Below are 21760 nucleotides of genomic sequence, written 5' to 3'. Positions count from 1 at the left end.
TTTACTGGACTTTGGGAGGTTCTAAAGGTTTGTCCAAAGGGACATTCAGGAGACGCAGAGATTCCTGCATCACGCGGGCAAAGACCGGTGCAGATACGGTACCCCCATAGTAGGTGCCCTGTGGGTTTTCTACCACCACCACCATGGCGATCCGTGGATCACTGACGGGTGCTACACCGGCAAATAAAGCCCGGTATTCATTGGTCGAATAACCTTTACGGTCAGCACGCAGCTTATGTGCAGTACCGGTTTTACCTGCCACACGATAGCCTGGAATGGTTGCGCGAGTCGCCGTACCACCTGGCAAGGTTGCGGTTTCCATCATCATCAGCACCTGATCGGCAATATTGGCATCGATCATCTGTTCACCCTGCGGCTGTTCTTCCAGCTTATACAGACTTAGCGGCATTTTTACGCCTTTATTGGCCAGCATGGCATAGGCGTCAGCCAGCTGAAGGACGGTCGCATTCAGGCCATAACCATAGGACATGGTCGCCACTTCTGATACATTCCATTTGCTTGGCGGCAGAATCAGACCAGCACTTTCCCCCGGGAATTTCACCGCTGAACGCTGACCAAAACCGAGGCGTTTATAGAAGGTTGGTAAGGTTTCATACGGCAACGATAAGGCCAGTTTCGCCACACCAACGTTAGAGGATTTCTGGATAATGCCACCCAAAGTCAACTGACCATAGTTATGCGTATCACGAATGGTATGATTACCAACCCGCATACTGCCCGGTGTGGTATTCACGACTGAATTCGCCGTATATTTGCCACTTTCCAAGGCCATCGCTACAGTGAGCGGCTTCATGGTCGAGCCCGGCTCGAAAGAATCGACTGCACCGCGGTTACGCATGGCATCCTTATTGAGCAGGCTGTTTTTATCATTCGGGTTATAGGATGGCCATGAGGACAGCGCCAGAATTTCACCGGTTTTGACATCTACCGCAATCGCAGTCGCTGAACGGGCATTATTGGCAACACCGGCCGCCGTCAGCTCACGGTACATAATATATTGGAGACGCGAGTCGATACTCAGGGTAATATTTTCGCCCGGCTCAACTTCTTTAATCACTTCAGGTTCTTTGACCCGGTTGCCTTTTTTATCGCGAATGATCTGCTGCTCGCCATCCTTTCCGGAAAGACGGCTATTCAGCTGCATTTCCAGACCTTCAATGCCGCTGCCTTCGCTATTGGTCAAGCCAATAATCTGAGAGTTTGGCTGCGGCTGCGGATAATAACGTTTATAGTTTTTCTCGGTATATACGCCCTGAAACTTACGTTTCATGATCAGTTCGGCCTGTTGTGGCGGAACTTCTTTTTTCAGGATCAGATAACGTGAACGCGGACGTTCTTCCATTTTTTTGCGCAGTTCTGCCCGATCCATACCGACTGCATCAGCCAGCTCATCCAGATTCAGGTTTTTATCGGGTAACTGACGTTTGAGCTTGCGGCTATTCGGTTCTTTTTCCAGCGCCAGCATGGTCTCGTCATAGAGTTTTTTATTGTCAAAATAATCACGTGGATCAATCACAATTTTCATGATCGGAGTACTGATCGCCAATGGAATGCCATTACGATCATAAATCACGCCACGCATCGCCTTGATGGTATTGGTTCTTAAAATATTGGCATTGGCTTTATTTTGCAAAAAATCTTTATTAATAATCTGTACATAGAAAGCACGGCAAATCAGTGTCACAAAACACAGCAGCACCACCGCCCACATGATGTAAAAACGATTGATATAAACATTTGAGGCATTTTTGTCGGTGACCGATTGTTTTTTACGTACCGGTTGCTTCTTTCTCTTGTCTACCATGTCGGAACGCTAGCCTTATTTTTTCTCATCTGAAGTTTGTGGTAAGGAAATCACGACACTTTGTGAAACCGGAGGTGAATACATACGCAGCTGTGTCACTGCACGCGTACCGATCTGTGCCGTCGCGCCAAAAGTTTGCTGTTCAATTAGCAAACGCCCCCACTCTGCATTCAGGTCATCCCTTTCACGCAGATAGGTACTCAGCTTTCTGTTGTCCTGACGGTATTCAAATACCTGAAATACCACAAATACTGCACTGATGAAGACCATCAATATCAGCATGAGATAGATTGTAACTTTTTTCAGCCACAATTTTTCTGTTTTTTTATCAACCACTTCCGTTTTCATGATCTGCCTATTAAGCTAAACGTTCTGCTACCCGGAGCCATGCGCTACGTGAACGAGGATTGGCTTTGACCTCCTCCTCACTGGCTTTAACACGAGAAACTTTCTTTAAACGTCGCGTATCTTTCTGTTGTTGTGGCATTCCCCAGCCTGAATCCTCTTCAAGCGTTGACTCTTTTTGAATAAATTGTTTAATCAAACGGTCTTCCAGTGAATGGAAGCTAATCACCGCCAAACGTGCTTCAGGTTTCAAGATTTCAACGGCCTGAGGCAAGAAGATTTCAATATCTTCTAATTCCTTATTAATAGCAATACGAATCGCCTGGAAAGTACGGGTCGCAGCATGCTTATTTTTTTCCCATTTCGGATGCGCTACTTTTACGATCTCAGCCAGCTTTGCCGTGGTATCAATATATCCAGCAGCTTTAATTGCTTTGGCAATACGGCGACTATAACGCTCTTCACCATATTTAAAAATGATATTCGCCAGCGCTTCTTCTTCAATCTGGGTCAGCCATTCTGCTGCGGTCGGACCTTGCGAGTTATCCATGCGCATATCCAGCGGGCCATCTTTCATAAAACTGAAACCACGTTCAGCCTGATCCAGCTGCGGTGAAGAAACACCGAGATCCGCCATTACCCCATCGACGTGTTCAATGCCCAGTTCAGCCAATGCATCTTTCAGATCAGCAAAGCTGGCATGAATAATTTTAAAACGTGAATCTTCTTGTTCGAGTTCAGCCGCTACAGCCAGTGCTTGTGGATCTTTATCAAAGGCATAGACGCGTGCATTTTCATCTAATTTGGACAGTAATAAACGCGTATGCCCACCACGGCCAAAGGTACCATCCACATAAGTTCCCGTATTGCGACCCGCCAACAAGGCATCAATCGTTTCGTGAAGTAATACAGAAATATGTGACATAAAAACTCAATCAATAGGGGGAAAAATTTAACTGCACATTATCACCCTGTTTAGGCAAAGCTCCAAACGACTTTTTGTAGATAAATATTACTTTCCATAGAGAAAACCGTTTTAGCATTTTTCTAATACAAGAAAGCCTCCGGTTTTGGAGTAATGCCAGTCAGTTAAGCAAAAAAAGTTAAAATGCTGTAAAAAGAGCGTATGTAAATACGCTCTTTTTTTATGAATTTATCTCAGAATCTAGATTTAACATTAAAACAAACCCTACCTTCACTTTCACAATTCAGTGAATTGATTGATTTAAACTGGATTGAAGATTGCTTAGACCAAACAGGTAAAGCATCAATTCGAAAAAGAAAACTGCCTGCTGAACATGTTGTTTGGCTGGTAATCGGACTTGCTCTATTTCGAAATCAACCGATTTGGTATGTGGTTCAACAATTGCAACTTGTTTTCGGTACGGCAGAATACTGTGTACCGAGTGCATCCGTACAAGCAAGACAACGCTTAGGCTTAGAACCCATGAGTGCTTTATTTTCGACATTAAGTCAGGCATGGTTTAAAGACTCACAACAACAATATAGCAACTTTCACGGTCTATGCGTTTGTGCTGTAGATGGTGTGGTTTGGTCTATGCCTCATACAGAAGAAAACTTTAAGCACTTTGGTTCATCCAAAGGCAAAACAGCAGCTGCACCTTACCCACAAGTTAGAGCGACTTGCCTGGTGAATACCAATACCCATGAAATGATTGATGCCCAAATGGGTAGTATGGATCAAGGTGAATTAACCTTAGCCAGTCAATTAAAAGCACCAGTTCGCAGTATTACCCTATTTGATCGTGCTTACTTCTCTGCTGATTTTTTAGTGAGCTGGCAATCTCAGGCAGAAGAGAGTCATTGGTTGATGCGAGCAAAGGACAACCTGCGTTATGAAGTGATTCATCATAATGCGGCCCATGACTTTCAGATCAAAATGCCTGTTTCAGCAAGAGCAAAAAAGATAAATCCGTCATTGGGTGACTATTGGGAAGCACGTTTAATTGAAGTTGAATATGCAGGAAAAATAAGACGTTACATTACATCATTAACAGATTCTAAAGTTTATCCATTCAAAGACCTTGCAATGCTTTATATCCAGCGTTGGGAAATAGAAATGTGTTATCGGGAAATTAAAAGTGATTTACAGGATGCAAGGATTTTAAGAAGCAAACAACCTGATTTGGTCTATCAAGAATTGTGGGGGGTATTTATTGCATATAATATCTTAAGAAGACAGATGAGGTTTATCGCTGAACATGCAAAGGTGAGTCCTTTAAGGATCAGTTTCCATATTGCATCTATGAGTATTATCAATATCTTAAGGCACACACCTTTAGAATCAGCAGGAAACCTACCCAAACATTTAGCGCAATTATTTGAACAATCTAAAATATTTGTATTACCTGAAAAAAGGCAAAGGCAATGTCCGCGAGTAGTGAAAATTAAAGCACAAAAATATCCAAGAAAATGCCAGTCAATTTCTTAACTGACTGGCATTACCGGTTTTGGAGGCTTTTTTCAATCCAGATGACTTGGCAGATCAATTAACGTTTGCTGTTATAAATCTGGTCGAAAATTGCACCATTCACAAAATGGGTTTTCTGTGCATTGGCCCAACCACCAAAGACTTCATCAATGGTAAAGGTTTTGATTTTCGGGAACTGTGCTGAATATTTGGCTAATACTTTTTCATTACGTGGACGATAGAAATGTTTAGCTGCCATTTCCTGACCCAACGGTGAATACAGGTAATTGATATAACCTGTTGCTAACCATTTATTGCCATTTTTCTCTACCGTACGATCCACAATCGCCACTGACGGTTCAGTCAAAATCGTAATCGATGGATAAACGATATCAAACTTGTTTTTACCCAAGGTTTTTTGCGTGACCAAGGCTTCATTTTCCCAAGTCAGCAATACATCGCCAATTCCACGCTCGGCAAAGGTGGTCATTGAAGCACGTGCAGCAGAATCCATCACTTTCACGTTCTTATAAAGTTTGCCAACAAAATCCTGTGCTTTAGCTTTATTGCCGCCTGGCTGTTTCTCGGCATAACCCCATGCAGACAGATACACCCAACGCGGCAAACCACCCGTTTTCGGGTTTGGCGTAATAATTTGCACGCCTGGTTTGGTTAAGTCATTCCAGTCCTTGATACCTTTTGGGTTACCCTTGCGTACCATGAATACGATCGTCGAGGTATAAGGTGCCGAGTTGTGTGGGAATTCCTTTTGCCAGCCTGGTTGAATCTGGCCAGATTTCACAATTTCTTCAATGTCATTGGCGAGTGCCAAGGTCACCACATCACCTTTCAGGCCATCGACCACAGAACGTGCCTGTTTGCCCGAACCGCCATGTGACTGCTTAAAATTCACATCCAGACCGGTGCGGTTTTTCCAGTAAGCCCCAAATGATTTGTTAAATTCATCATAGAACTCACGCGTGGCATCATAGGATACATTCAGAAACTGACGGTCTGCTGCTTGTGAAGCAGTCGCGGTCATGCCTAAACCAGTCGCCAATAAGGCAGCACTAAATAACGATTTTAATTGAGTTTTCATGGCAGCACGGAGTTTATCTTCATTAGATATAACTATATGAAATAAAATCATTTATCGCAATTCACCCTACAACATCACAACACGATAAAATGAAAGGTTTTTCTGACTTAATATTTTGTTTTTAAAAGGAAAATACAATTTATTATTCTACTTATATCTAATATATAGAATTTTATGCATTAGATATAAAGAAAATGGATAACACTTTAGCCATTTTCTTTATTGTATTTAGACTACAGCTTACTTATCTTTTTTCATTGTAAATCTGGTCATAAATCGCCCCATTGATAAAATGCGTTTTTTGCGCTTTGGCCCAACCACCAAAAACTTTATCAATGGTAAAGGTCTGTATTTTCGGGAACTGGGCTGAATATTTAGCAGCGACTTTGGCATCCCGCGGGCGGAAGAAATATTTCGCAGCAAGCTCCTGCCCTTTTGGTGAATATAAATAGTTCAAATAGCCTTTTGCCAGATGGGTAGTCCCATTTTTATTCACGTTCTTATCGACAATCGCTACCGATGGCTCGGCCAGAATTGAAATCGATGGATAGACGATATCGTATTTGTCTTTACCCAGACCTTGGGTCGCCAGCAAAGCTTCATTTTCCCAGGATAAAAGCACATCACCAATGCCGCGCTCGGCAAACGTGGTCAGTGAACCACGGGCACCGGAATCTAACACTTTGACATTTTGATAAAGTTTTTTCACCAGCTCTTTGGCTTTCGCATCATTACCGCCGGGCTGTTTCAGTGCATAACCCCAAGCAGACAGGTAGATCCAACGCGGCGCACCACCGGTTTTCGGGTTTGGGGTAATAATGTCCACACCCGCTTTGGTCAGATCATTCCAGTCTTTGATTTGCTTCGGATTCCCTTTACGCACCAAGAATACAATCGTAGAGGTATAAGGTGCCGAATTACTCGAAAACTCTTTTTGCCAACCTTTCTCTATTAAACCTGCATTGACGATTTCTTCGATATCATTGGCTAAGGCCAGGGTCACGATATCAGCCTGCAAACCATCGACCACTGAACGCGCCTGCTTGCCTGAACCACCATGCGACTGTTTAAAATTAACCGTTTGTCCGGTTTTCTGCTTCCAGAACTTGTCAAATTCTTCATTATATTCCTGATAAAATTCACGGGTTGGGTCATAAGAGACATTCAGGAAATCTTTAGCGACGGAATTCTGTACTGCTGTTCCCACTATAATTGTCAAGATTGCGGATGCTATTATTTTTTTCATCTGATGTAACTCAGTGTTTATATGACCTGCACTATACAAATCAAAAATAAACATGACAATCATATATTTATAACAATATCTATAATCTATTTCTGATTTTGAGATATCTACTAACAATTAAATTCGGATACATATTCTGCTAGAAAAGTAATCTTCTGCTACAATATAAGACAGTTCTTCACGTTCTCTTCACAGTTGTCTGTTAAAAATAGGCCACCAAAACAGGAAATTACGATTTTTGGTAATTTTCCACAGAGTTATATTATTTCTTTTGTAAAAAATGTGACTTGGTTCTACTTCTTTATGATCAACTGTGATTAAATTGTAGACAGAGTATTAAAAAAACATTTTTAACAAAATAAAACCAACCAGAAGTAAGGAGGAAGTTTGGATATGAAATTTACATTATTCACAGCCAGCATCCTAAGCCTGATTATGTTGTTCTCGATTCAACTCGGTCATGCCGTCGTTGTGAAGACAGATTTGCCGAAGCCTACAGTAAGCACTGTTGAAAGCAAGACTTCGCCGATTGAAAAAGCGATTCAGCAACAAAAAACTGAAAAAACACTTCAAACAGAAGATAATCTAAAAGTCTTAACTGCATTTAAAGTCGCACCTTCGCAAAGTTTCTTTGCAGAACAGAATTACCGCTTCACCCGCTTTGTCCAAAGTATTTTTTCGAACGCTCATTCTTAATCAGCCTCAACAGCGCTGAATATTCCCAGATTTAAAAGCCACATCACTCAATGTTGAATAAAGCATTAAGTGATGTGGCTTTTTCGCTATAATAGCTGCAATTTTATATCTAAGATTAGATCCGGTTATGACTGTTCGTACTCGTATTGCACCTTCTCCTACTGGTTTTCCGCATGTAGGTACTGCCTATATCGCCTTGTTTAACTTATGTTTTGCTAAACAGCATGGCGGTGAATTCATTCTTCGTATTGAAGATACTGACCAACTGCGTTCAACGCCTGAATCTGAAAAAATGATCCTGGATTCATTGCGCTGGCTGGGTCTGAACTGGTCTGAAGGTCCTGATGTCGGTGGCCCGCATGCGCCATACCGTCAGTCAGAACGTATGGATATCTATAAAAATTATGCCTTGGAACTGGTAGAGAAAGGTCATGCTTTCTACTGTTTCGCAACTGCTGAAGAACTGGATCAAATGCGTGCAGAACAGCAGGCACGTGGTGAGTCGCCACGTTATGACGGTCGCGGTCTGAATCTCACTCAAGAAGAAGTTGAGCGCCGTTTGGCTGCTGGTGAAGCACACGTCATCCGTATGAAAGTACCAACTGAAGGCGTATGTAAATTCAATGACATGCTACGTGGTGAAGTCGAGATTCCATGGGCACAAGTAGACATGCAGATTCTGCTAAAAACCGATGGCCTCCCAACCTACCACTTGGCTAACGTGGTGGATGACCATTTGATGCAAATCACCCACGTAATTCGTGGTGAAGAATGGATTCCATCTGCACCAAAACATCAGTTGCTATATCAATATTTTGGTTGGGAAATGCCGATACTATGCCACATGCCACTGCTGCGTAACCCGGATAAATCTAAGCTGTCTAAACGTAAAAACCCGACCTCAATTAACTACTATAGAGACATCGGTGTATTGCCTGAAGCCTTGTTGAACTACTTGGGTCGTATGGGCTGGTCAATGCCAGATGAAAGTGAAAAATTCACTTTGGCTGAAATGATTGAACATTTTGATATCAAACGTGTATCACTCGGTGGTCCGATCTTTGATGTCGAGAAACTAAACTGGCTGAATGGTCAATGGATCAAGGCACTCAGCCCGGCTGAACTTCTAGACACTTTATTGGCCTGGAAAGCAGATCGTGTCAAATTAGAAGAAATTGCCGCTGCGATTCAGCCACGTATTAACCTGCTGTCTGAAGCAGTGAACTGGTCGGCACATTATTTCAACCACTTCCCGACTCTGTCTAAAGAACAGTTTGAAAGCAAGAAACTGTCGGATGAACAGGTACGTCAAAGTCTTCAATTCGCAATTTGGCGTCTGGAAAGTCTGTTCACCTGGAATAACGACACGGTGAGCCAGACCTTGATGGACCTGGCGACACAGATGGAAATCAAGCTACGTGATTTCATGCCTGCCTTCTTTATTGCGATTGCCGGTTCGACTGCGTCTACACCAGTGATGCAAACGATGGTGACCATTGGTCCTGATTTAACCTTTGCACGTTTACGTCGTGCGCTGGAAATTGTCGGTGGTCCAAGTAAAAAAGAGCTGAAAGTCTGGGAAAAACTTAATGAAAGCTTAAAGTTGCCGAAAAATGAAGCAGTTGATCAAGCTTAATTAATTTTTGTGTTGACGTGTGAGCGCGATATCCCTAATATAGCGCTCACACAGACTGGGGTCATAGCTCAGTTGGTAGAGCGCTACAATGGCATTGTAGAGGTCAGGAGTTCGATCCTCCTTGACTCCACCAAATCAAGTCTTGCTTTAGCTGTGTTATTGCCTCAATTGTCCCTATCGTCTAGAGGCCTAGGACATCGCCCTTTCACGGCGGTAACCGGGGTTCGAATCCCCGTAGGGACGCCATATTCAAGATGACCATAATATATTATGGTGATCTTATAAAAAACCCAAGCATTGCGACTTGGGTTTTTTATTGCCTGTATATTTTATGTTGGGCAATATTTCGGTTTCTTCGCATCTTCCGATAAAATAATCAGTAATTTAGAATTTTGGAGTTGTAATGCAATATCGTTGCCCTAAGTGTCAAAGCCCGAAAATCATGCCGGTGGCCCAGCCAGGTCAAGCAGCTCCACGTCCGGTGGTTCCTAAAAGCCTGATGTTTCTGGTGCCCGCCCTATTCCTATTATTATTGCTAGTGATCATCAGTATCGCGATGTGGATCTTTGGTGATGGTGCAGGTACAACTTTACAGACTGCAACCGTCATCGTCTTTATTCTTTCTTTGATTGCAGGCTTTATGTTCTATAAAGATTTGCCTGATTTTAAAATTTCCATGCAGGCCTTCATGCAGACCCAAAAGAAATGGAAATGTCGTGAATGTAATCATGAGTGGGAAATCTAAGTCATTACCCACCACCCTATAAGCACAAAAACCAGCCCGAAGGCTGGTTTTTTATTTTAAAATCAGGGATTAAACACCAATTTTACGGTATTTTTGACGCTTCGCAACCAGATCATCACCATCGCGCTTACGGCGATATTCTTCAAACTCAGCATAGTTACCGGTGAAGAATTCAGGGGTTTCGCCTTCAAATGACAAAATGTGCGTTGCAATACGGTCCAGGAACCAACGGTCATGCGAGATCACCATCACAGTACCCGGGAACACCAGAATGGCATCCTCAAGCGCACGTAAGGTTTCGATGTCCAAGTCGTTTGACGGTTCATCGAGCAAGATTACGTTAGCACCCATTTGCAGGATTTTCGCAAGTTGTAAACGGTTACGCTCACCACCTGACAATTGACCGACACGTTTTTGCTGATCCTGGCCTTTAAAGTTAAAACGACCGATATATGCACGAGATGCAATTTCGTATTCGCCAATCTTCAAGATGTCTAAACCGCCAGAAACTTCTTCCCAAACCGTTTTGTTGTCATCAAGCGTGTCACGAATCTGACCCACATAAGCCACTTTCACCGACTCACCCAGTACCACAGAACCGGTATCCGGTTGTTGTTCACCGGTCATCATGCGGAACAGTGTGGTTTTACCTGCACCGTTCTCACCGACGATACCCACGATCGCAGCAGGCGGTACAACGAATGATAAATCTTTATACAGGGTACGATCACCAAACGATTTGCTGATGCCTTCAACTTCTACAACCTTGTTGCCTAGACGTGGGCCAGGTGGAATGTAGATTTCAGAGGTTTCGTTACGCTGTTGGAATTCACGCGAGTTAAGCTCTTCAAAACGCTCCATACGCGCTTTGTTTTTCTTTTGCTGGCCTTTGGCATTTGAGCGAACCCATTCAAGTTCTTTTTTCAATGCTTTAGCAAAAGATTCTTCTTGCTTGTTCTCTTGCTCTAGACGCGCATTTTTCTGCTCTAACCAAGAAGAGTAGTTACCTTGGTATGGAATGCCCATGCCACGGTCAAGCTCAAGAATCCACTCAGCCACGTTATCCAAGAAATAACGGTCATGCGTAATCGCAACGATGGTACCCGGGAAGTCTTTCAAGAAACGTTCTAACCAGGCAACAGATGATGCATCTAAATGGTTCGTCGGTTCGTCAAGAAGCAACATGTCTGGCTTAGACAAGAGCAAACGGCACAGTGCCACACGGCGGCGTTCACCACCTGAAAGCAGTTTAACATCGGCATCCCAAGCTGGAAGGTTCAGTGCAGCAGCTGCCTGATCCATCTGATTGGCAAGGTTATGTGCATCCCATGCATGGATAATGGCTTCGAGCTTTTCTTGCTCTTTTGCAAGTGCATCAAAGTCAGCATCTTCTGCTGCATATTCTGCAAATACTTCGTCAAGACGTGCCAAAGCATCCAGCGGCTCACGCAGACCATCTTCAACGTTGCCACGCACGTCTTTAGTTTCATCTAAAGGCGGCTCTTGCTCGAGATAACCGATTTTAGTACCTGGTTGTGCACGTGCTTCACCAGAGAAATCTTTATCTACGCCCGCCATAATACGAAGCAAGGTCGATTTACCTGCACCGTTTAGACCAAGCACACCAATTTTTGCGCCCGGGAAAAATGATAAGGAGATATCTTTCAGGATTTCGCGTTTCGGCGGCACCATCTTAGACACTCGGTTCATCGTATAAATATATTGGGCCACGTAGGACTCCTCAACTGAAAAACCAAATGGGGTTAAAACAACCACCCCAGCTCAAAAAAGAGCGAAAAAATAATCGGCTATTATACGCAGAAAGCTGCGAAAACATAAGCCATTGCCATGAACTTCAATGCATTGTTACAAGTTTATTGATGATGTTTTTTTAAACAGTTGTTTTCAGTAAAATAAACGACTCAAATCCAGGTCGATATATGAATATTTCATATATTTATTTCAATAAAATTGCACTTTTACTCATATGTGAAAATGCTACACTCAAGCCATAAACTTAAACAAGAAGATCAAACAGAATGAGTTATAAAGCAGAAACCCTTGCGATTCATGCAGGTTATAGCCCTGAAGCCACCACCAAAGCAGTTGCAGTGCCAATTTACCAAACTACGTCTTATGCCTTTGACAATACTCAACATGGGGCCGATTTGTTCGATTTAAAGGTACAGGGCAATATCTATACCCGAATTATGAACCCGACCACTGCGGTTCTGGAACAACGTGTCGCAGCACTGGAAGGTGGAATTGGCGCGCTGGCTTTGGCCTCTGGCATGGCTGCGATTACTTATGCGATTCAGACCATTGCGGAAGCGGGTGACAACATTGCTTCTGTGTCAACGCTATATGGCGGTACCTATAACCTCTTTGCCCATACCCTACCAAAACAGGGCATTGAAGTCCGTTTCTTTGATTATGAAAAGCCGGAAAGTCTGCGTGACTTGATTGATGAAAAAACCAAACTGGTCTTTGTCGAATCGATTGGTAATCCACTGGGTAATATTATTGATCTGGAAGCCATTGCTAAAATTGCACATGAATATGGCGTACCGGTGATTGTCGACAATACCGTTGCCACCCCAGTACTACAAAAATCTTTCGACTTTGGTGCGGATATTGTGGTGCATTCCCTGACCAAATATATCGGTGGTCATGGTAATTCAATTGGCGGCATTATTGTGGATAGCGGCAAATTCCCGTGGGGTAAATACCCTGAACGTTTCCCTGCCCTGAATACGCCTGATCCAAGCTACCATGGCGTGAACTATGTCGAAGTTTTGGGGGAAGCAGCATATATCGCACGTGCGCGTGTAGTGCCACTGCGTAATACCGGCGCTGCGATCAGTCCGCAGAATGTGTTTTTGATTCTGCAAGGTCTGGAAACTTTAAGCTTGCGTATGGAACGTCATACCGAAAATGCACTGAAAGTCGCTGAATATCTGCAAAAACATCCTAAAGTGAAATGGGTCAATTACGCCGGCCTGAAAGATCACCCACAGCATGCCTTGGCACAGAAATATGTGAAAGGTAAACCTTCTGCCATTCTGACCTTTGGGGTAGAACATGGTCTCGAAGGCGGCACACGTTTTATTGATGCCCTGCAATTGTTCACCCGTCTGGTCAATATCGGCGACGCTAAAAGTCTGGCCTGCCATCCGGCGACTACTACGCATCGTCAGCTCAATGCCGAAGAGTTAAAATCGGCAGGCGTCAGTGAGGATATGGTGCGTTTATCCATTGGGATTGAACATAGTGATGACCTGATTGCCGATCTGGAACAGGCGCTGGCGGCCGTTTAAAAAGGTGTCCGAGCCGCTTCGAAACCTCATCATTTTGGTGAGGTTTTTTTATTTATTTTCTAAAACAGCCACTTGCTTTACTTTTTATTTTCATGTTAAAAGTTAAATGAAAGAGTGAACACAAATAGAGCAATTACTCTAATTTTTATTTTAATTTCAATACTTTAATTTATAGATTTTCCTGAAGAATTGGTTATCATATCTGGACTCACCTTCGCTCTCATCTTCTATTAGAGCGCCATAGACCTTTAATAAAAATAATTTGAACGCTGACTTCAAATTAGGGATAACAAACGTGAAAACTAGACTACACAAACAACTGGAAAAACGTGTTGCAGGTAAAACCGTCCTGATTACCGGTGCATCCAGCGGTATTGGTTTAACGACAGCACATCAACTGGCTGATGCAGGTGCCCATGTTTTACTGGTGGCCCGTACTCAGGAAACCCTAGAACAAGTAAAATCAGAAATTGAAGCCAAAGGCGGCAAAGCCTCAATCTTTCCATGTGATTTAAACAATATGGAAGCGATTGATGAAGTTTCCAAACAGATTATTGCCTCAGTCGATCATATTGATATTCTGATCAATAATGCAGGACGTTCGATTCGCCGTGCCGTACATGAGTCGGTAGATCGTTTTCATGATTTTGAACGTACCATGCAGCTGAACTATTTCGGCGCGGTGCGTCTGGTGATGAATATCCTGCCGCAAATGATGATTCGTCGCGCGGGTCATATTATTAACATCAGTTCGATTGGCGTACTGGCCAATGCCACCCGTTTTTCAGCCTATGTCGCTTCAAAAGCTGCACTGGATGCCTTTAGCCGCTGCCTGTCTGCAGAAGTACATTCACATAAAATCGCAATCACATCGATCTATATGCCTTTGGTGCGTACCCCGATGATTGCGCCGACCAAAATCTATAAATATGTACCGACGCTTTCCCCAGAACAGGCGGCTGACCTGATTGCCTATGCGATTGTGAAACGTCCGAAAAAAGTGGCGACCGGTTTGGGCCGCCTGGCTTCCATTACCTATTCAATTGCACCGGATATCAACAATGTCTTGATGTCGATTGGCTATAACCTGTTCCCAAGTTCAACTGCATCTGTGGGCCAACCACAAAAATTAAACTTGGTGCAAAAAGCATATGCACGTCTGTTCCCGGGCGAACACTGGTAATTTTTTATACGGTTTTCATACGAATAATTTAATGGAAATGCGAGCCGCCGACCGGGCGGCTTTTCTCTGTCTCAGTTTTGCAAGATATGGAATAAAGTGAACTGATTTAAAAAACCACGACACAGCCTGTCCTGATCGATACAGATTTTTGCCGCAAATGCTGCGAGATCACGTACACTATCAGCGGATATTTCCTATCCGTATTTTTATATTTTGATTGAAATGATGGAAACCCTTATGAACAACGCGCAATGGCTCGATGAAGTAAAATTTAACGAACAAGGATTAGTCCCTGCCATTGCCCAGCATCATCAAACTGGACGTGTATTGATGGTGGCCTGGATGAACCGTGAAGCCTTGGCTTTAACTGCCGAAAAAAATCAGGCGGTGTATTTCTCCCGTTCACGCAGCAAGTTATGGCATAAGGGCGAAGAATCAGGACATTTTCAAACCGTACATGAAATCCGTCTGGACTGTGATGCCGACGTGATTGTGCTGCAAATTGAACAGCATGGTGGCATTGCCTGCCATACTGGCCGTGAATCATGCTTCTATCGCAAGCTCACGCCAAATGGCTGGGAAATTGTCGATGCACAGTTGAAAGATCCCTCTGCGATTTATGGCGAAAAATCCACGAATCCGCATACGCTGGCGATGGAAGCGTCAACCGCCCAATCTGAACAGGTCGAAGTCCTGTCTTATCTGGGTCAGATGATGGCAGAACGCAAACAGGCCGATCCAGATTCATCTTATGTGGCCAAGTTGTACCATAAAGGCCTGAACAAGATTCTGGAAAAAGTCGGTGAAGAAAGCTTTGAGACCGTGCTGGCAGCCAAAGATTTTGATCAGAATGCTTCCGCAGACCATAAAAATGATCTGATCTATGAAGTGGCAGATCTGTGGTTCCATACTATCGTCATGCTCGGCTATTTCGACCTGGATGTGCAATTGGTATTAAATGAACTGGCACGTCGCCAAGGCTTATCCGGCCTGGTTGAAAAAGCCAACCGTCAGCATTAAGCCTTGAATTCATCTGTGTCTGATTTAAAAAAACCGACCGCGACCTATGAGCAGGCGACTGCCATTGATAACGCACGTCTGGGTAAATCCTTTAAGGTGATTGCCTATGCGGGCACAGGTAAAACCACTACCCTGCAAATGATCAGTGATGCCATGCCACAAAGACGTGGCATGTATCTGGCTTTTAACAAGGCCATTGCCAGTGAAGCACAGGCCAAGTTTCACCGGGGTGTCGATTGCCGTACTTTTCACTCGCTGGCGTTTCGCAGTGTTCCACGTGGAGTCACCGACAAACTGCGCTTGCCACGCTTGAGTCCAAGTTTTATTGCCAAAGAATACCGGCTTGAACCGATGACCATGCGCCGTATGATGGGTGGGCGTTATGAAAAATATGTCTTGATGCCTTCGCGTCTGGCAAGTTTGGTTGCCAATGCGGTCGGCTATTTCTGCTCGACCAGTTCGCAATACCCTGCCCCACGGCATATTCAGGCGCCGAGCTGGTTGCATCCGGATGATATCGAGACTTTACAGAAGAAACTTTATCCGGCAGTCGAACGACGCTGGCTAGAGTCGATTGATCCAAATCATCAGGCCGGCATCGGTCATGACATTTATCTGAAGCTCTGGGCGCTGTCCGAGCCAAATATCCCGGCCGATTATGTACTATTCGATGAAGCTCAGGATGCCGATCCCTTAATGCTGGGAATTCTACTGAAACAGCGCAGCACCCAGGTGATTTATGTCGGAGACGCGCATCAGCAGATTTATGCCTGGCGTGGCGCAGTCAATGCCATGCAGCAACTGCCCTTACCTGAATCGCGCCTGACCACCTCATTTCGTTTTGGTCCTGAAATTGCCCTGAATGCCAATGCCATTTTAGGTGCCTTAAATGAAACTGTGCCTTTACTCGGCAATCCGCTATTAGATTCTAAAGTCGTGAATAAACCGCATACCAAAATGCGGGATGCAATTTTATGCCGGACCAATGCCCGCGCCATGGAACTGTTATTAGCAGGTTTAGTTCGTGGCGATAAAGTCAGCCTGCAAGCCGATCACGTCAAACTGAATCGTTTTGTCGATGCGGCTGCCATGCTGAAACAGGGCAAACGTGTGGTTGATGTGCCGGAACTGGCCTGGTTTAACTCCTGGCATGATGTCCATGAATACTGTGAAACTAATGAAGGCAGTGACATCAAGCCACTGGTCAAACTGGTGGACGAACATGGCACCGATCCGCTGAAAAAAGCTCTGGCTAAAATCACACCAATTGCCCAGGCCGACTATATTATTTCCACGGCACACAAGGCCAAAGGTCTGGAATGGGATCGGGTTCATATTGAAGATGACTATCAGTTTAAGCTGAATGAAAAAGACCATAAAATTAGTGATGAAGAATTAAGATTACTTTACGTGGCCTGTACACGTGCTAAAGTGAGTTTAAATATTCATCACATTTATGACCTGATTCAGCAACTGAAGATCAAAATGCCGCAGTCGCTTCGGCAGGCAGTCGGTTAAGGTGCATGGCATGGATGTAAACATCATAGGACAGGTGATCTATGCACATCCAAGCGCTTCAACTGAAACATACCCTGCATTTTTTCGACATTCAGCTTCAGTTTAATTATCCGCAATGCCCGGTTACCTTGATTCTGGGCAATCAGGGAACTGGCAAAACTACGCTTTTACGTTTTAGCTATCAGGCATTGACCTGGTTTGCAGCCCGTTATCGTGATAGCCGTGCTGCGGGTCTGGTGATGCAAGATCAGGACATCATGCAAAACCGGCTGCAATCCAAAATCGATATCCAGATTGGTTTTCCTGAAGAGATGGGCAGCTTGCCAGAATCCAGTCAGTCTGAGCCTGCGAACCTACAAAGCTGTTCATGGCAAATCTACAAGACTTTAAACAGTCAGGGGCTGGGTTTTAGCAAAGCAGAAACCTCACAGCTTGAAAGTGTGCTCAGCTTGTATCAGAAAGCCCGCTTGCACGATCCCCTGCTCGGCTTGCCCCTGATTGCCTATTATCCTGCTGAACGTTTTACCAATGAAGTCAATCTGCTCAACAAAAATAACCCGGCCATTCTCCAGTCCGCACATGCTTATGAAATCACTGCGATTCCTTTCACCACCTTTGCCCGTTTTTTTGAATGGTTTCGTGAAATCAGTGATATTGAAAATGCGCAAAGTGCTAAGCTTATGGATCAGATTTTGGCGCGTGCCTTACAGCAGCCAGAGGATATTCGCGGAGATGAACTGGCCCGGCAGATCGAGAAAGCCCAGGCACATCTGCATGCACCAAATCTCGCCGCTTTAAAACAGGCGTTGTCACTGATCCTGCCAGAAGTCAGCCAGATTTATTTAAAATACCAGCCCAAGCTGCAACTGATGGTAACCTATCAGCAACAGACCTTTAGCTTCCAGCAACTGCCCAACAGTATCCGCAACTGGATTGCGCTGGTGGGTGATATTGTGCGGCGTCTTTGTCTATTGAATCCCAATAGTTTATTTCCATGTCAGGAAGGTACAGGTGTTTTACTGATTGATGCGATTGATCATCAACTGGATCAGGAGATGGCAGCAGTAATCCTGTCACGCCTGCATCAGGCTTTTCCTAACTTGCAGATTATTGCAACCGGCAACCGGCCTGAATTACTAGAACAGGCGCAAGGCTTTCAATGTCTGAAACTGGAAAATAAACAGCTGCACCCCATTCATCTTGAAAGTATGAAAACCCAGTTTGATCAGATCTACGCAGAGCTGGAATTGCAGCGAAATAAAGACCTATCTTCCGAAGATACTTTATTGGAAACGGTCACCGAACCCGTCACACTGCTTGCAGTATTGCAAATGATCCGGGAACAGCTCAATCCGGAACAGCAACAAGAATTGCTCGCTTTACTTGCTCAGGAGCATCATCCGACGCTACCTCAGTCGCTCTAAACAGATTCAAAAAAATAAGAGCGACTGTTTGAGTAAACAAGGAAGCCTTTCCAGCATTCTGTTTTGCTAGGATTGAACTGTTTTGAGTCAAATTTACAATCAATGCCTGCAATTTAATCTTAATTTTCGGTCACTTCTAGATGATCTGTTTAAGCATGCAGCGCCTGTTAAAACCGAGCCGGCGTATAATTTATAAGTTCTATATAAAAACGTTGATGTTGTTGTTATCCTGTAATATGATCGGTTTTATTTGCGAATTTCATTGTAAAATCGGAATTTGCTATCGTTTATAAGTTGCGCAATACAACTGTTTTATATTCTTTTTGAATATTCTTTTGGCTTTCAAGGTTGAGAAGTTTGGGTCGCTCCTTGTGGTCCTGTAGTCCTTGAAAGATAAAGATTCACCTTAGGTTGGTCAAAACCTAAATCATGACAATGGATACGAGTGTGCTGCCGATTATTATATTGTTACCGTTAGTATTAGGCACAACCCTTGTCTCGTGGCTGAAGCAATTTTCGCGCGGGGTAACGGCTTTAGGGGCAATTGGTGTCAGCCTCAGCAGTTTCTTATTATTATTGAGTCAGGCGCCTGCCATCTTTGATGGTGCAGTGATGACCCAGACCTGGTCCTGGCTGCCCCAGCTCGGCATTGATTTCAGTTTTCGCCTGGATTCTCTGGGATTGCTGTTTGCCTTGCTGATCAGCGGAATTGGCACCCTGATTTATATTTATGCCTATTATTATCTCAATCCAAAAAATTCACTGAGCAAACTGTATCTCCTGCTGATGCTGTTTATGGCGGCGATGCTCGGAATTTCATTGTCGAATAACCTGATTATCTTATTGGTTTTCTGGGAACTGACCAGTATTTCATCCTTCTTGCTGGTAGGTTACTGGAGCAATTACGAAGCGGCGCAACGTGGTTCGCGTATGGCTCTGACCATTACCGGAATGGGTGGTCTGGCGATGCTGGGCGGTTTTGTCCTGCTCGGTCAAATCACCGGCACTTATCAGCTTGACCAAATCCTGATGATGACTGAACAGATTCAGTCGCATCATTTATTTGTTCCAACCTTGTTGCTGATTTTACTCGGCGCCTTTACCAAAAGTGCGCAGTTCCCGTTTCACTTCTGGTTGCCCAATGCCATGGCTGCACCGACACCGGTCTCTGCCTATTTGCACTCGGCCACCATGGTCAAAGCCGGTTTATTCCTGGTCGCACGTTTGCTCCCGATCTTTGCCGGTGCTGCACTGTTTCATAATATTGTGACCTTTGTTGGTCTGTTTACCCTGTGCATGGCCGCCTTCTTTGCCATTTTTAAGGAAGACCTGAAAGGCTTGCTCGCCTATTCCACCATCAGCCATTTAGGTCTGATCATGTGTCTGCTCGGGATTGGTTCACCATTGGCTGTTGCAGCAGCGATTTTCCATATTATTAACCATGCCACCTTTAAAGCGGCACTGTTTATGATTGCCGGCATCATCGATCATGAATCCGGGACTCGTGACTTACGTAAACTGTCTGGCCTATGGCAATTACTGCCATTTACCGCCACGCTGACCATGATCACGGCAGCATCCATGGCGGGTGTACCGTTGACCAATGGTTTCCTGTCTAAGGAAATGTTCTTTACCGAACTGGTCGCCAGTTTAAGTGGTCCACTTATGGTCGGCTCTGCTATTGTCGCGACACTGGCCGGGATTTTTGCGGTGGCTTATTCCATTCGACTGGTGCATGGAGTCTTTTTCGATGGTCCGCTAGGCAAGCAGGTCCCGAATAAAGATGCACATGAACCTGCCTTTGGTATGCGCGCACCGGCCACTTTGTTAGCAATTTTATGTATTTTAGTCGGTCTATTACCGGCTCTTCTGGTGGAAAAAATTGTCAACAGCACTACTCAAGCCACCACCCAGAATTTTGCCTTTGAAGGCACTCATCTGGCGCTTTGGCATGGTTTCAACCTGCCCCTTCTGATGAGTGTGATTTCTCTGCTCGGCGGAACAATCTTTTACTTTTCTCTCGCCAAAGGTGGCGTCTTACGTGAAATCGACTTGGATCCAAAACTGGGTCGCTTACAGGGCCGGGTGCTGTTCGATCTATTTTTGAAAAATTTGCTGCTGAATTCACGTCGTTTCCGCCGTTCCACTGAAAATGGCAAATTACAAAGCTATTTATTGTGGATTGTAATTTTTACCGTCGGGCTGGTGGGGCTCCCATTACTCAGCAATGCGGTGGGTACAGGTACGCGCGAGCTGACCCATGCTCCTGCCCTGGCGATTATCCTGTGGTTACTGCTGTTCTCTTCCTGCTGGATGCTGTTGTGGTTCCATCATGAGCGGATTAAAGCGGTACTCATTAGCGGTGCAGTCGGCCTGGTCGTCACCATGGTCTTTATCGGCTTCTCAGCGCCCGATCTGGCATTGACCCAGATTACGGTCGATGTGGTCACCACGGTTCTGCTCCTGATGAGTTTATCTTTACTGCCTCAGTTAACACCGTATGAATCGAGTCCGACCCGTCGCTGGCGTGATGCCATTATTGCCTTGGGCGGCGGTCTCGGGATTGCGGCAATTGCCTGGCTGATCATGACCCGTGATCACAATTCCATTTCATGGTTCTTCCTGCAACAGTCCATTCCTCTGGGCGGCGGCACCAATGTGGTGAATGTGATTCTGGTCGATTTCCGTGGTTTCGATACCTTCGGCGAAATTACTGTACTCGGCATTGCGGCGATTGGTGTTCTGAGCCTGATGGATGGCATGCGTGCGCATGGTACCACCATGACTCAGGGCCTGACCTATCGTTTTAACCCATCCCCGCTGATGTTGCGTATTACCGCATCCTGGATTTTGCCGGTCGCGCTGGTGGTCAGCCTGTATATCTTTTTGCGTGGCCATAACCTGCCGGGCGGTGGTTTTATTGCCGGACTAGTGACTTCACTGGCACTTATTATTCAATATATTGCAGTGGGACAGGACAAAACCGAACAGTTGCTTGGCGCCAAATCCGGTCGCCTGTATGAAATCTGGATCGGGATCGGCTTAACGATTGCAGGGTTGACCGGAATCGCGGCCTGGTTCTGGTCACGTCCATTCCTGACCAGTGCACATATTTATGTCTCTCCGCCCATCATTGGAGAAATGCATCTGGCTTCGGCTGCACTGTTTGATGTCGGCGTCTATGTCACTGTTGTCGGTGCGACCATGCTGATGATTTCGGTCTTGGGCGATTCACGTCACTCAAGCATGACTGGCCCCGTACCAAGAGGATAATA

The 21760-nt window shown here is 44.8% G+C and carries 16 protein-coding genes and 2 tRNA genes; 12 read left to right on the top strand and 6 right to left on the bottom strand.

From position 1 onward, the window contains the following. Nucleotide 1 precedes the first annotated feature (1 nt). The 3 genes from ftsI to rsmH all read right to left on the bottom strand — a co-directional run bounded on the left by ftsI (nt 2) and on the right by rsmH (nt 3095). The gene (ftsI, locus tag PYW33_RS01545) at nt 2–1825 is read right to left on the bottom strand and encodes a penicillin-binding protein PBP3 (protein ID WP_004644942.1); all 1824 of its coding nucleotides are present in this window, start codon (nt 1823–1825) and stop codon (nt 2–4) included. Nucleotides 1826–1840: 15 nt separating this feature from the next. Continuing rightward, on the bottom strand, nt 1841–2107 hold the full coding sequence (ftsL, locus tag PYW33_RS01540) for a cell division protein FtsL (RefSeq protein ID WP_370940785.1): 267 nt from the start codon (nt 2105–2107) through the stop codon (nt 1841–1843). Nucleotides 2108–2183: 76 nt separating this feature from the next. Further along, complete coding sequence (gene rsmH, locus PYW33_RS01535) at nt 2184–3095, bottom strand: 16S rRNA (cytosine(1402)-N(4))-methyltransferase RsmH (RefSeq protein WP_004644941.1); 912 nt, start codon at nt 3093–3095, stop codon at nt 2184–2186. A gap of 222 nt (nt 3096–3317) precedes the next feature. Between rsmH and PYW33_RS01530 the strand changes: the two genes are divergently transcribed. Further along, on the top strand, nt 3318–4622 hold the full coding sequence (locus PYW33_RS01530; RefSeq protein ID WP_004282307.1) for an IS4 family transposase: 1305 nt from the start codon (nt 3318–3320) through the stop codon (nt 4620–4622). 58 nt (nt 4623–4680) lie between these two features. Here PYW33_RS01530 and PYW33_RS01525 read toward each other — a convergent pair whose 3' ends face one another. Continuing rightward, a complete protein-coding gene (locus tag PYW33_RS01525) occupies nt 4681–5700 on the bottom strand; it encodes a sulfate ABC transporter substrate-binding protein (RefSeq protein WP_026055777.1) in 1020 nt (339 codons plus the stop codon). A gap of 244 nt (nt 5701–5944) precedes the next feature. Continuing rightward, the gene (locus PYW33_RS01520) at nt 5945–6946 is read right to left on the bottom strand and encodes a sulfate ABC transporter substrate-binding protein (protein ID WP_026055778.1); all 1002 of its coding nucleotides are present in this window, start codon (nt 6944–6946) and stop codon (nt 5945–5947) included. A gap of 393 nt (nt 6947–7339) precedes the next feature. On the opposite strand from PYW33_RS01520, the gene PYW33_RS01515 reads away from it, so the two are divergent. The 5 genes from PYW33_RS01515 to PYW33_RS01495 all read left to right on the top strand — a co-directional run bounded on the left by PYW33_RS01515 (nt 7340) and on the right by PYW33_RS01495 (nt 10023). Further along, the gene (locus PYW33_RS01515; RefSeq protein WP_004644938.1) at nt 7340–7642 is read left to right on the top strand and encodes a hypothetical protein; all 303 of its coding nucleotides are present in this window, start codon (nt 7340–7342) and stop codon (nt 7640–7642) included. A 127-nt stretch (nt 7643–7769) separates the two neighbouring features. Next, the gene (gltX, locus tag PYW33_RS01510; protein ID WP_004644936.1) at nt 7770–9278 is read left to right on the top strand and encodes a glutamate--tRNA ligase; all 1509 of its coding nucleotides are present in this window, start codon (nt 7770–7772) and stop codon (nt 9276–9278) included. A gap of 57 nt (nt 9279–9335) precedes the next feature. After that, nucleotides 9336–9411, top strand: a tRNA-Ala gene (locus PYW33_RS01505). Nucleotides 9412–9448: 37 nt separating this feature from the next. Beyond that, nucleotides 9449–9524 (top strand) — tRNA-Glu (locus PYW33_RS01500). Between the two features lie 157 nt (nt 9525–9681). Beyond that, nucleotides 9682–10023 carry a membrane protein gene (locus PYW33_RS01495; RefSeq protein ID WP_004281123.1) on the top strand — a complete coding sequence of 114 codons (342 nt, stop codon included), beginning with the start codon at nt 9682–9684 and terminating at the stop codon, nt 10021–10023. A gap of 69 nt (nt 10024–10092) precedes the next feature. Here the strand turns inward: PYW33_RS01495 and ettA are convergent, their stop codons facing one another. Continuing rightward, a complete protein-coding gene (gene ettA / locus PYW33_RS01490) occupies nt 10093–11754 on the bottom strand; it encodes an energy-dependent translational throttle protein EttA (protein WP_005168915.1) in 1662 nt (553 codons plus the stop codon). A 308-nt stretch (nt 11755–12062) separates the two neighbouring features. Here ettA and PYW33_RS01485 point away from each other — a divergent pair, with 308 nt between their 5' ends. From PYW33_RS01485 to PYW33_RS01460, 6 genes are all read left to right on the top strand, one after another. Further along, on the top strand, nt 12063–13340 hold the full coding sequence (locus tag PYW33_RS01485) for an O-acetylhomoserine aminocarboxypropyltransferase/cysteine synthase family protein (protein ID WP_004644934.1): 1278 nt from the start codon (nt 12063–12065) through the stop codon (nt 13338–13340). A gap of 295 nt (nt 13341–13635) precedes the next feature. Beyond that, complete coding sequence (locus tag PYW33_RS01480; protein WP_004644933.1) at nt 13636–14523, top strand: SDR family NAD(P)-dependent oxidoreductase; 888 nt, start codon at nt 13636–13638, stop codon at nt 14521–14523. A gap of 237 nt (nt 14524–14760) precedes the next feature. After that, complete coding sequence (gene hisIE, locus PYW33_RS01475) at nt 14761–15543, top strand: bifunctional phosphoribosyl-AMP cyclohydrolase/phosphoribosyl-ATP diphosphatase HisIE (protein WP_004644932.1); 783 nt, start codon at nt 14761–14763, stop codon at nt 15541–15543. Between the two features lie 15 nt (nt 15544–15558). Then, nucleotides 15559–17061, top strand: a complete 1503-nt coding sequence (locus tag PYW33_RS01470) for a UvrD-helicase domain-containing protein (RefSeq protein WP_004281118.1) — start codon at nt 15559–15561, stop codon at nt 17059–17061. A gap of 41 nt (nt 17062–17102) precedes the next feature. Next, nucleotides 17103–18485, top strand: coding sequence for an ATP-binding protein (locus PYW33_RS01465; protein ID WP_004644930.1), 1383 nt, complete (start codon nt 17103–17105; stop codon nt 18483–18485). Between the two features lie 435 nt (nt 18486–18920). Continuing rightward, nucleotides 18921–21758 carry a monovalent cation/H+ antiporter subunit A gene (locus PYW33_RS01460; protein WP_004281115.1) on the top strand — a complete coding sequence of 946 codons (2838 nt, stop codon included), beginning with the start codon at nt 18921–18923 and terminating at the stop codon, nt 21756–21758. Nucleotides 21759–21760: the final 2 nt, after the last annotated feature.

The sequence above is a fragment of the Acinetobacter lwoffii genome (assembly GCF_029024105.1).
Taxonomy (GTDB): Bacteria; Pseudomonadota; Gammaproteobacteria; order Pseudomonadales; family Moraxellaceae; genus Acinetobacter; species Acinetobacter lwoffii.
The sequence above is the reverse complement of the archived record's forward strand: the minus strand, read 5'-3'. Positions and strand labels throughout refer to the sequence as shown.